This window comes from Streptomyces sp. NPDC057287, assembly GCF_042667905.1.
GTDB lineage: Bacteria > Actinomycetota > Actinomycetes > Streptomycetales > Streptomycetaceae > Streptomyces.
Window position 1 is genome coordinate 19,244 of record NZ_JBHUYV010000016.1, and the last position, 11,611, is coordinate 30,854.

Sequence of the window (11,611 nt, forward strand, 5' to 3'; positions counted from 1 at the left end):
GTCACGGGCGAATGGGTGGGACCTGAAACGGACGTGACGATCTTGTGCCGGTCGCGTCGGAGACATGGCCGGAAGCGACCCCTCTTCGTCGCTGATACCCTGGTAGCCCGTGGACCGGTGGTCGTCCCGACAGTGGACGAGGCCCCCGAACCGCAGCGACGGCGCCTCCGGAAATCTCCGTACGGCATGCCGGCACGCACCTCACGATCGCGACCACGGGAGCCCCCTTTGGCTATGCAGCCCACATCCACGACGACCAAGCACATCTTCGTCACCGGGGGTGTCGCCTCTTCCCTCGGCAAGGGTCTGACTGCCTCCAGCCTGGGTGCCCTGCTCAAGGCACGTGGCCTCCGGGTCACCATGCAGAAGCTCGACCCCTACCTCAACGTCGACCCCGGCACGATGAACCCCTTCCAGCACGGTGAGGTCTTCGTCACGAACGACGGAGCCGAGACCGACCTGGACATCGGCCACTACGAGCGCTTCCTCGACGTCGACCTCGACGGCTCGGCCAACGTCACGACCGGCCAGGTCTACTCGCAGGTCATCGCCAAGGAGCGGCGCGGCGAGTACCTCGGCGACACCGTCCAGGTGATCCCGCACATCACCAACGAGATCAAGCACCGCATCCGCCGCATGGCCACCGCCGACGTCGACGTCGTCATCACCGAGGTCGGCGGCACGGTCGGCGACATCGAGTCGCTGCCGTTCCTGGAGACCGTCCGACAGGTCCGCCACGAAGTGGGCCGGGACAACGTCTTCGTCGTGCACATCTCGCTGCTCCCCTACATCGGCCCGTCCGGTGAGCTCAAGACCAAGCCGACCCAGCACTCGGTGGCGGCGCTGCGCAACATCGGTATCCAGCCGGATGCGATCGTGCTGCGCGCCGACCGCGACGTACCGCTCTCCATCAAGCGCAAGATCTCGCTGATGTGCGACGTCGACGAGGCCGCCGTGGTGGCCTGCCCGGACGCCAAGTCGATCTACGACATCCCGAAGGTGCTGCACTCCGAGGGCCTGGACGCCTACGTCGTGCGCAAGCTCGACCTGCCGTTCCGCGACGTCGACTGGACCACGTGGGGCGATCTGCTCGACCGCGTCCACAACCCCGACCACGAGGTCACCGTCGCCCTGGTCGGCAAGTACATCGACCTGCCCGACGCCTACCTCTCGGTCACCGAGGCCATCCGGGCCGGCGGCTTCGCGAACAAGGCCCGTGTCAAGGTCAAGTGGGTCGCCTCCGACGACTGCAAGACCCCGGCCGGCGCGCTGAACCAGCTCGGTGACGTCGACGCGATCTGCATCCCCGGCGGCTTCGGCGAGCGCGGTGTGGTCGGCAAGGTCGGCGCCATCCAGTACGCCCGCGAGAACAAGGTGCCGCTGCTCGGCCTCTGCCTCGGCCTCCAGTGCATCGTGATCGAGGCCGCGCGGAACCTCGCCGGCATCCCCGACGCCAACTCCACCGAGTTCGACGCCGCCACCGGCCACCCGGTCATCTCCACCATGGAGGAGCAGCTCGCCTACGTCGAGGGCGCGGGCGACCTGGGCGGCACGATGCGGCTCGGCCTCTACCCGGCGAAGCTCGCCGAGGGCTCCCTGGTCCGCGAGGCCTACGCGGGCGAGCCCTACGTCGAGGAGCGCCACCGCCACCGCTACGAGGTCAACAACGGCTACCGCGCGGAGCTCGAGAAGAAGGCCGGACTGGTCTTCTCCGGCACCTCCCCGGACAACAAGCTCGTCGAGTACGTCGAGTACCCGCGTGAGGTCCACCCCTACCTGGTCGCCACCCAGGCGCACCCGGAGCTGCGCTCCCGCCCGACGCGCCCCCACCCGCTCTTCGCCGGTCTGGTGAAGGCGGCCGTGGAGCGCAAGGTCGCGGCGCGGGCGACGGACAGCGACGCGTAAGGCGATACGGTTGACCGGGGTACGGATCCTTGACGGGATGCGTGCCCCGGTTTCTGTTTGTTCGTGGGAGGACGTACATGGGTTTCCAGGACACGCCCGAGGAGTGGCAGGTCACCGCGACGGTGACCCCCTTCACCGGTAACAAGACCAGCGTCCGCACCGACGACGTCGTGATGCCCGACGGCAGCGTCCACAGCCGTGACTACCAGGTGCATCCCGGGTCCGTGGCCGTGCTCGCGCTCGACGCGGACGGCCGGGTCCTCGTCCTGCGGCAGTACCGGCACCCGGTGCGCCACAAGCTGTGGGAGATCCCGGCGGGGCTGCTCGACATCCCCGGCGAGAACCCGCTGCACGCCGCGCAGCGCGAGCTGTACGAGGAGGCGCACGTCAAGGCCGAGGACTGGCGGGTGCTGACCGACGTCTACACCACGCCCGGCGGCTGCGACGAAGCCGTGCGCGTCTTCCTCGCCCGGGACCTCTCCGAGGCCGAGGGCGAGCGCTTCGAGGTCGCCGAGGAGGAGGCCGACATGGAGCAGGCGCGGGTGCCCCTGGAGGAGCTCGTACGGGGAGTCCTCGCCGGAGACCTGCACAACAACTGCCTGGTCGTGGGCGTCCTGTCGCTGACCGCGGTGCTCGCGGGCGACGGGGTGGACTCGCTGCGTCCCGCCGAGGCGCCCTGGCCGGCCCGCCCCTTCGAGGCCTGACACCCCCTCCGCCCCGCCGCCGGCCCGTCCCTCCTGGGGCGGGCCGCTCGTCGTCGGGGCGCCCCACGCCGGGCCGCCCCGCCGCCGGTCCGTTTCTCGTGGGTCCGCCCGGTGCCGGGCCGTCCTCGTCGGGGCGTTCCGACGCCGGGCCGATCGTGGGCCGATCGTACGAAAAGCTGATCCGATCGAGGGACGTGTCCGCCGCGCTCGGCCGTGATCGCCCGCACCACTGAACTACGCTCGAAAGGCCCCGCCCGGAGTTCCGGCGGGCAACCGCGTGCAGCGAAGTGGAGCGTGGCCCGTGACCGATCAGGCGGTGGACACCAACGGCCCGGCCGGAGTGGCGGGGACGGCGGGAGCCAAGGAACCGCCTGCCGCCGTCCCGGCCCAATTCTTCGGCCGCGAACGTGAGTTGAAAGCCCTTCAGGAAGACGTCGAGCAGGCGGGGTTGGACACCCTGGCCGGCCGCAAATCAGCACGCGCCCGGGTCCTGCTGATCGCGGGACGGCCCGGATCCGGACGCACCGCCCTGGCCGCCGAACTCGTCCGCCGGCTGGCGGAACCCGGCGACTATCCCGACGGGGTGTTCAGGGTCTCGCTCACCGAACCCGGGGGTGAACCCGTCCCCGCGGAGCGCACCGCGCGCGGACTCCTGGACCTCCTCTCCGTCACCGCCCCGCCCGGTGCCGGCGAGGACGAGCTCTCCGAGATGGTCCGTGAGGCGTTCGCCGTGCGCCGCGCCCTGATCGTGCTCGACGACGCGGTGGACGCCGAACAGGTCGATCCGCTGCTGCCGGACAACCCGGACTGCCTGGTCGTCGCCACCGCGACCGGCCCCCTCACCGGCATCCCCGGCGTCCGCCCGTGCACCGTCGGCGGGCTGGACACGGGCTCCGCCGTCCAGCTGCTCGCGCGCACCATCGGGCAGGTCCGCATCACCGTCGATCCGCGCACCGCCGAGACGCTCGCGGAGGAGTGCGCCGGGCAGCCGGCCGCACTGACCCTGGTCGCGGGCTGGCTCGCCGCCCGGCCCGGCGCGTCGGTCGCCGACGTCGCCAAGCAGCTGCGCGACCAGCAGGACGACACCGAACAGCCCGCCGGCGCCCGGCCGCTGGCCCGCGCCTTCCGGCTCGTCCACGACTCGCTGCCGCCGGCCGCCGCCGGGATACTGCGGCTGCTCGCCCTGGCCCCCGCCGGACTGGCCGACGCGCACACCGCCTCCGCGCTGGCCGGGTGCTCGGTGTCGGCCGCCCAGACCACCCTGGACGACTTCGTCCGGTTCGGACTGCTCCGGACGAACGGTGCGCAGCTGCCGCAGTACGAGGTGCCCGGTTGTCTCGTCCCGCTGGTGCGTGCCGTGCTGGAGGAGCGGGAGCGGCCCGCGGAGATCCAGCTGGCCAGGGCCAGGATGCTGGAGCGGACCGTGCGGCGGCTCCAGGCCTGCCGTGCGATCACCGACCCGGAGGACTCCCCGGCCCGCCGCAGGCTGGCGGGGCTGCCGCGCTCCCTGCGTTTCCCCCATCCGGAGTCCGCCGCCGAGTGGCTGAGGACCAGGGAGCCGGCGCTGCTGGCCGCCGCGCGCGCCGCGGTGCGGGAGGGGGACCTGGACACCCTCGCCCGCCGGCTGGTGGCCGCGCTCGTCCGGGCCCTCGCCGTGCCCCGGGGGACCGAGGACGCCGCCCCCGTGCTGTACGGGCTGCACGGCCTGGTCCTCGATGTGGCGGAGCGCCGCGACCTGCCCCGCGAGAAGGCCGCGGCCCTGCTCAACCTCGCCGATCTGGACGCCGGGACCGGCCGTACGCGCGAGGCGCTGGCCCGCTACCGGGCCGCGCTCGACGCCGGCCGGGCGGCGAACGACCTCTACGCGACCGGCCGGGCGATGGAATCCGCAGGCGGCGCGTATGCCGAGCTGGGGGACTTCAACCGGGCCTCCGACTGGTACGGCCGGGCCCTCGCGCAGCGCCTCGGCCAGGGGGAGCGGGCGGACGAGGCCCGGCTGTACGGCCGGCTGGGAGCCGTCCACACGTATGCCGGACGCTACGGCGAGGCCCTGCGCGACTGGCGGGCCGCGGCGGCGGGGCACCGCAGGCTCGGGGACCTGCCGGCCCAGGCCCGCGCGCTCAGCGAGGCCGCGCGGGTGCAGGAGTACGCGGGGCGGCCGCAGGAGTCGCTGCACACCTGCCGGGAGGCGGTCGACCTGGCGCGCCGGGCCGGTGACGTGCGACTTCAGGCGGCGCTGGAGCTCAGGCTGGCCGACACGCTGGACCGGCTCGGGGACCCGGCGGCGGCCCGGCTCCACCGTGCGGCGGCCGACAGACTGCTGGAGGAGAAGGGCTCGGCCTACGAAATCCGTAGTACTTCCGTCGAAACTTAATGCTTTGTAAGGCTGGACAGCGAGAAGTCCTTCATTAATGATGGCTCTGCCGCGTATCTCTGTGGTGTCTCCCCCTATGCTTGGTTCATGCGGGTATCTCCCGCTATGTCCGAGCACATCTCCGAGCCAAGGACCGTGATCGACGTGAAGGTCGGCATCCCCCGCGAAGTCAAGAACAACGAGTTCCGGGTGGCGATCACCCCTGCCGGAGTGCATGAGCTCGTCCGTCACGGCCACCAGGTCCTCGTCGAGCAGCACGCCGGTGAGGGCTCCTCCATCCCGGACGCGGAGTACGTCGCCGCCGGCGCGCTGATCCTGCCCACCGCCGACGAGGTCTGGGCCGCCGCCGACCTGCTGCTCAAGGTCAAGGAGCCGGTCGCCGAGGAGTACCACCGCCTCCGCAAGGGCCAGACCCTCTTCACGTACCTGCACCTCGCCGCTTCCCGCGCGTGCACGGACGCGCTGCTGGAGTCGGGCACCACGGCCATCGCGTACGAGACCGTCGAGACCGCGACCCGCGCGCTGCCGCTGCTCGCCCCCATGTCCGAGGTGGCCGGCCGCCTCGCCCCGCAGGTCGGCGCCTACCACCTGATGCGTTCGGTCGGCGGACGCGGCGTGCTCCCCGGCGGTGTCCCCGGTACGGGGTCGGCCAGGGCCGTCGTCATCGGCGGCGGGGTCTCCGGATGGAACGCCACGCAGATCGCCGTCGGGCTCGGCTTCCACGTGACGCTGCTCGACAAGGACATCAACAAGCTGCGCGAGGCGGACAAGGTCTTCGGCACGAAGGTGCGGACCGTCGTCTCCAACGCCCTCGAGCTGGAGAAGGCCGTCGTCGAGGCCGACCTCGTCGTGGGCGCCGTGCTCATCCCGGGCGCGAAGGCGCCCAAGCTGGTCACCAACGAGCTGGTCGCCAAGATGAAGCCCGGAAGTGTTCTTGTCGACATCGCGATCGACCAGGGCGGCTGTTTCGAGGACTCGTACCCGACCACGCACGCCGAGCCGACCTTCATGGTCCACAACTCGGTCTTCTACTGTGTCGCGAACATGCCGGGCGCCGTGCCGAACACCTCCACGTACGCCCTCACCAACGCCACGCTGCCCTACATCCTGGAGCTCGCGAACCGCGGCTGGGCCGATGCCCTGCGCCGTGACGCCGCTCTCGCCAAGGGCCTCAACACCCATGACGGCCAGGTGGTTTACCGCGGGGTGGCCGAGGCGCACGGCCTCGACCACGTCGAGCTGAGCACGCTTCTCGGCTGAGCGGGTCAACCCTCTCCGTCAACCTCGCGCGTCCGGCCGGACCTTGCCCAGCAAGGTCCGGCCGGACGCATGAGAGGGCCCGGTCCAACTGGCCGGAGACGTAACCCTCCACCCGATTTGCACCCCCGCGAAAGGTGCGCCCCGGGCGCTCCGTGCTCTTGACAGAGGGGTGTTCGATTGCCGACACATCGGGCCGGGTCCGGCGGATTGTGTTGCTGCGAACCGGTGACACGCCATAGAGTCGCCAATCGTCGGCATGGTGCCACGCTGACCTATCGATAAGTTTCCTGGTCACATCCAAGGAGGTAAGACGACTTGTGAATGAGTCGACAATTACTCCCGGGGGTGGTCAACCAGGGATGCCTGCACGGGGTCTGAGCCCGATCGGGCTCGAAGCTGTCGGCTCCGTCGCTGTCCGCACCTTCGCCACCCACCAGCACATGACGACAGCCCCCCAGATGATGGACGGCCTACACGTGAACGCCATGGCCGGCAACGAAAGTGGCCGAGAGACCGCCCACTTCGCCGACTTCGCCGAGGTGCCCGAGGGGCACTTCTACGACCCCGATGCCGAATACGAGCCCGATCCGGAGTACGCGGCCACGCTCGCGCCCGACGCCGCCCGCCAGCGCCGCGAGCGGATCGGCCCGACCGGCCGGCCGCTGCCGTACTTCCCGATTCCCGGTCCGCTGACCGACCACGGTCCCGCGAAGATCATCGCGATGTGCAACCAGAAGGGCGGCGTCGGCAAGACCACGTCGACCATCAACCTGGGCGCCGCACTCGCGGAGTACGGCCGACGCGTCCTGCTCGTCGACTTCGACCCGCAGGGAGCCCTGTCCGTCGGCCTCGGGGTCAACCCGATGGAGCTCGACCTCACCGTCTACAACCTGCTCATGGAGCGGGGCATGGCGGCCGACGAGGTCCTGCTGAAGACGGCCGTGCCCAACATGGACCTGCTCCCGAGCAACATCGACCTCTCCGCCGCCGAGGTGCAGCTGGTGAGCGAGGTGGCCCGGGAGTCGACGCTGCAGCGCGCCCTCAAGCCGCTGATGGCCGACTACGACTACATCGTGATCGACTGTCAGCCCTCGCTCGGTCTGCTCACCGTGAACGCCCTGACGGCGGCTCACAAGGTGATAGTCCCGCTGGAGTGCGAGTTCTTCGCGCTGCGCGGTGTGGCACTGCTCACCGAGACCATCGAGAAGGTGCAGGAGAGACTCAACCCCGAGCTGGAGCTGGACGGCATCCTCGCCACCATGTACGACTCCCGCACGGTGCACAGCCGTGAGGTGCTCGCGCGCGTCGTCGAGGCCTTCGACGAGCACGTCTACCACACCGTCATCGGACGCACCGTGCGCTTCCCGGAGACCACGGTCGCCGGCGAACCCATCACCACGTACGCGTCGAACTCGGTCGGTGCGGCCGCCTATCGCCAGCTCGCCAGGGAGGTGCTCGCCCGGTGTCACGCCGAGTGAGTCTGCCGGGGGCCGACGAGCTGTTCCGTACCACCGGGGGCATGGGCCTCCAGGCCTCGTCCCCCGCCGAGCGGAGACGCAAGGCGAACGGCGAGGCGCGGGTGCCCGCACCGGCCGGAGGAAGCGATGCGGCGGGGGACACCGGTCAGGGCGGCTCACCGGCGAGCGGTGACACACCCGCAGCGGTGTCGCGGGAGGAGCACTCCGCGGCGGACGCCGACGGCGGCGGCTCCCGCAGCCGTGCCGACGGGGACGACCGCGGGGCATCCGCCCCGCCCCGGGCCCGTACGGCACCGCCCCAGGAGGCGGCCCCCTCCGTCCAGCCGCAGCGCGGACGCGGGGGCGGTGGCGGGAGGGGCGCGAACCGCCGGCCCAGCGGCCGGGAACGCCACGACGAGAAGATCACCGTCTACGTGTCGGCCGAGGAACTGATGGACCTCGAGCACGCGCGCCTCGTCCTGCGCGGTGAGCACGGTCTGGCCGTCGACCGCGGGCGCATCGTCCGGGAGGCGGTCGCCGTCGTGCTCGCCGACCTGGAGTCGCGCGGCGACGCGAGCATCCTCGTACGGAGGCTGCGGGGCCGCTGACCGGCGCCGCGCCGGTAGCCTGCCGGGGGAGGGCCGCCGCACGGGCGGCCCCGCCCCGGGGCCCACCGCCCGCCTCCCGCCGCACCCCTGGACCCCAGCACATGCCGACTGCCGACGACCCGCCCCGCCCGACCCGCCGCGCCCTCGGCCGCGGCCCGGGCATACGGGCTTCGGCGGCTCCTGAGGCCTCCGCGGCCCTCCACGAGGCTCCAGCGGCTCCTGAGGCCTCCGCGGCCCTCCACGAGGCTCCAGCGGCTCCTGAAGTCCCCGCGGCCCTCCCGGAGGCCCCAGCGGCTCCTGCGGCCCTCCACGAGGCTCCGTCGGCCCGGTCCGGCGCCGAGGCGCCCACGCACGCTCCTGAAGCCGTTCCGGGCGCCACCGGGCCCGTAGAGGCCTCTCAGGGCGCGACAGGTGCCCTCCTCCCCGTCGCGGAGCCGCCGGAACCCGCTGAGGCCGCCCCGGGCGGCGTGGCCGTCGGGCCCGGACCCGGCGCGGCAGGCGGGGGGACGGCCGACGACTCCGGCGGCGACCGGCGGTTCACCGTGCGGCTGGTCAACTTCGAGGGGCCCTTCGACCTGCTCCTCCAGCTGATCTCCAAGCACAAGCTCGATGTGACCGAGGTCGCGCTGTCGAGGGTCACCGACGAGTTCATGGCGCACATCCGCGCCATGGGGCCGGACTGGGACCTCGACCAGACCACCGAGTTCCTCGTGGTCGCGGCGACCCTGCTCGACCTGAAGGCCGCCCGGCTCCTGCCCACGGCCGAGGTGGAGGACGAGGCGGACCTCGCCCTCCTGGAGGCGCGGGACCTGCTCTTCGCGCGGCTGCTGCAGTACCGCGCGTACAAGAGGATCGCGGAGATCTTCAGCGACCGGCTGGAGTCCGAGTCCCGCCGCTACCCCCGTACCGTCGGGCTCGAACCCCAGCACGCCGAGCTGCTGCCCGAGGTCGTGATCAGCATCGGCCCCGAGGGGTTCGCCCGGCTCGCCGTGAAGGCGATGCAGCCGAAGGCGAAGCCCCAGGTGTACGTCGACCACATCCACGCACCCCTGGTGAGCGTGCGCGAGCAGGCGGAGATCGTGGTGGCGCGGCTGCGCGCGGAGGGCGAGATCAGCTTCCGGGCGCTCACCGAGGACGCGGAGGACACCCTCACGGTCGTCGCCCGCTTCCTGGCGCTCCTGGAGCTCTACCGGGAGAAGGCGGTCGCGCTCGACCAGGAGGAGGCGCTCGGCGAACTCCTGGTCCGCTGGGCCGGCGCCGAGGGGGCGGAGCCGGTGGTCACGGACGAGTTCGACCAAGAGGCGCGCGAGCCGCAGGAGGACGTACGGACATGAGCACAGACGACGAGGGGCGCGACACCGCGGTCGCCGGGCTCGACCTGAGGCCCGCCCTGGAGGCGGTCCTCATGGTCGTCGACGAGCCCGCCACCGAGGAACACCTCGCCAAGGTCCTCCAGCGGCCCCGCAGGGCCGTCGCGGACGCCCTGCGGGAGCTGGCCGACGAGTACACCGTCCAGCGCCGGGGATTCGACCTGCGGCTCGTCGCCGGCGGCTGGCGCTTCTACACCCGCCCGGAGTACGCGGAGGCGGTCGAGGGCTTCGTCCTGGACGGTCAGCACGCCAGGCTCACCCAGGCGGCGCTGGAGACCCTCGCGGTGGTCGCGTACCGCCAGCCGGTCAGCCGGTCGAGGGTCTCGGCGGTGCGCGGAGTGAACTGCGACGGCGTCATGCGGACCCTGCTCCAGAGGGGTCTCGTCGGGGAGGCGGGCGCGGAACCCGAAACAGGTGCGATCCTGTACAGGACGACGAACTACTTTCTGGAGCGCATGGGCCTGCGAGGCCTGGACGAGCTCCCGGAGCTCGCGCCCTTCCTCCCGGAGGCGGACGCGATCGAGGCTGAGACGCTAGAGGGTGTGCCGTCGTTCGATCCGGACGCACCGGACACCCCGGAAACTCACGCAGACGACAAGACGGATTTTTGATGCGAAGCAGTGGCAGCAACAGCGGAAGCAGCGGCGGCAGGAGCGGCGGCGGCAACAGCGGCGGTTCCAGGAGCGGCGGCAACAGCGGCTCCAGGAGCGGCGGCGGCAAGAGCGGCGGCGGCTCCAGGAGCGGCGGCAGCAGCGGTGGCGGCTGGAGCGGCGCCAGGAACAACTCCGGCACCGGCAGGAACAGCAACCCGAGCCCCAGGGTCTCCGGCTCCGGGCGGGACGACCAGCAGGAGCAGCGCCCCCGTCGGCCCCGCCCCGAGGAGCGCCGCTACGACGTCGGCTCCGACAAGCCGGGCGGCGACGGCGGCCCCCGCAAGGGCCGCGGCGCCGCAGCCCGCGGTGGGGCCAAGGGCGGCCCCAAGCCCGCACAGAACGTGAGCAAGGGCGGACGGCGCGTGGGTGCCCCGTCCCGTCCCCGCGAGCTCGACGCCAAGATCGAGCAGCGCAACCGGGACCGGTACGCCGAGAAGCCCGAGATCAGGACGCCGAAGACCCACCCGGGTGCCGAGCAGGAGGGCGAGCGTCTGCAGAAGATCCTCGCCCGGGCCGGCATGGGCTCTCGCCGGGCGTGCGAGGAGCTGATCGAGCAGGCCAGGGTCGAGGTCAACGGCGAGATCGTCCTGGAACAGGGCAAGCGCGTCGACCCGCAGAAGGACGAGATCAAGGTCGACGGCCTGACCGTCGCGACCCAGTCGCACCTCTTCTTCGCCCTGAACAAGCCCGCCGGCGTCGTCTCCACCATGGGGGACCCGGACGGCCGCCAGAACCTCGGTGACTACGTCACCAACCGCGAGACGCGGCTGTTCCACGTCGGGCGGCTCGACACCGAGACCGAGGGCATCATCCTGCTCACCAACCACGGCGAGCTGGCCCACCGTCTGACGCACCCCAAGTACGGCGTGAAGAAGACCTACCTGGCCGCCATCCAGGGACCGCTCCCGCGCGACCTCGGCAAGCGGCTCAAGGACGGCATCCAGCTGGAGGACGGGTACGCCCGCGCCGACCACTTCCGCGTCGTCGAGAACACCGGCAAGAACTACCTGGTCGAGGTCACGCTCCACGAGGGCCGCAAGCACATCGTCCGCCGGATGCTGGCCGAGGCCGGCTTCCCGGTCGAGCGCTTGGTGCGGACGTCCTTCGGGCCGATCCCGCTGGGCGACCAGAAGTCGGGCTGGCTGCGCCGCCTGACCAACACCGAGGTCGGCATGCTGATGCGCGAGGTCGGTCTGTAGACGACCGCCCCACCCCGAACGGCCCGCGGCCGGTTCCTCGTTCGTCTTTTCGAACAGGAACCGGCCGCGGGCCTTTCGCCG

The 11,611-nt window shown here is 71.8% G+C and carries 9 protein-coding genes; all 9 read left to right on the forward strand.

Annotated elements, in window-relative coordinates:
• Window positions 1-234 precede the first annotated feature (234 nt).
• The 9 genes from ACFUNE_RS27400 (at window position 235) to ACFUNE_RS27440 (ending at window position 11,530) form a co-directional block, all read left to right on the forward strand.
• Window positions 235-1,905: a CTP synthase gene (locus ACFUNE_RS27400; protein ID WP_383573496.1), complete on the forward strand. Its 1,671-nt coding sequence runs from the start codon at window positions 235-237 to the stop codon at window positions 1,903-1,905.
• 77 nt (window positions 1,906-1,982) lie between these two features.
• Entirely contained in the window at window positions 1,983-2,609 is a 627-nt protein-coding gene (locus ACFUNE_RS27405; protein ID WP_383573499.1) for an NUDIX domain-containing protein, read from the forward strand.
• 301 nt (window positions 2,610-2,910) lie between these two features.
• Window positions 2,911-4,983 carry a tetratricopeptide repeat protein gene (locus ACFUNE_RS27410; RefSeq protein WP_383573502.1) on the forward strand — a complete coding sequence of 691 codons (2,073 nt, stop codon included), beginning with the start codon at window positions 2,911-2,913 and terminating at the stop codon, window positions 4,981-4,983.
• A gap of 144 nt (window positions 4,984-5,127) precedes the next feature.
• Entirely contained in the window at window positions 5,128-6,243 is a 1,116-nt protein-coding gene (ald, locus tag ACFUNE_RS27415) for an alanine dehydrogenase (RefSeq protein ID WP_383573821.1), read from the forward strand.
• Between the two features lie 359 nt (window positions 6,244-6,602).
• Entirely contained in the window at window positions 6,603-7,721 is a 1,119-nt protein-coding gene (locus ACFUNE_RS27420) for a ParA family protein (RefSeq protein WP_383573505.1), read from the forward strand.
• Window positions 7,706-8,308, forward strand: coding sequence for a hypothetical protein (locus ACFUNE_RS27425; protein ID WP_383573508.1), 603 nt, complete (start codon window positions 7,706-7,708; stop codon window positions 8,306-8,308). Before ACFUNE_RS27420 ends, ACFUNE_RS27425 begins: the two co-directional genes overlap by 16 nt.
• A 101-nt stretch (window positions 8,309-8,409) precedes the next feature.
• Window positions 8,410-9,642: a segregation and condensation protein A gene (locus ACFUNE_RS27430; RefSeq protein ID WP_383573511.1), complete on the forward strand. Its 1,233-nt coding sequence runs from the start codon at window positions 8,410-8,412 to the stop codon at window positions 9,640-9,642.
• A complete protein-coding gene (gene scpB, locus ACFUNE_RS27435; protein WP_383573514.1) occupies window positions 9,639-10,289 on the forward strand; it encodes an SMC-Scp complex subunit ScpB in 651 nt (216 codons plus the stop codon). Before ACFUNE_RS27430 ends, scpB begins: the two co-directional genes overlap by 4 nt.
• The gene (locus ACFUNE_RS27440) at window positions 10,289-11,530 is read left to right on the forward strand and encodes a pseudouridine synthase (protein WP_383573516.1); all 1,242 of its coding nucleotides are present in this window, start codon (window positions 10,289-10,291) and stop codon (window positions 11,528-11,530) included. The genes scpB and ACFUNE_RS27440 overlap by 1 nt, the downstream gene beginning before the upstream one ends.
• Window positions 11,531-11,611 lie beyond the last annotated feature (81 nt).